Origin of the sequence: Mesorhizobium sp. M2E.F.Ca.ET.209.01.1.1, assembly GCF_004010375.2 — a bacterium.
Lineage (GTDB): Bacteria > Pseudomonadota > Alphaproteobacteria > Rhizobiales > Rhizobiaceae > Mesorhizobium.
In genome coordinates, this window is the sequence record NZ_SADP02000342.1 from 1 (window position 1) to 387 (window position 387).

Here is a 387-nt window from a genome sequence, read left to right on the forward strand (position 1 = left end):
GGCGACCACTGCCAAGCCCGGCGAAGCGCGCAAGCGGGCTATGTCGCGGGCCGGCGGCTCGCCAAAGTGGCGGCGATATTCGCGACTGAACTGCGTCGGGCTTTCGTAACCCACCTGGAAGGCCGCGGTCGTGGCGTCGATGTCCTGGACCAGCATCAGGCTGCGCGCATCCTGAAGCCTTAGCTGCTTCTGGAATTGCAGCGGCGTCATCGCCGTCACGGCGCGAAAATGCTCGTGCAGGCTCGACGGACTCATGCCTACTTCCGCTGCAAGCCGATCGATGCTGAACCGTTCCCGGAAGTTCTGCCCGATCCAGGCGATGGCGCGGCCGACCTGGGCCACCCGACCCTGGCTGGAGGTGATGTGGCGCATCCTGGCGCCGTCCGG

The 387-nt window shown here is 66.7% G+C and carries 1 protein-coding gene; it reads right to left on the reverse strand.

Going from position 1 to position 387, the window contains the following annotated elements:
* On the reverse strand, positions 1-372 hold a 372-nt coding region (locus tag EN852_RS35910), incomplete at its 3' end, for an AraC family transcriptional regulator (RefSeq protein WP_246694511.1).
* Between the last annotated feature and the right edge of the window lie 15 nt (positions 373-387).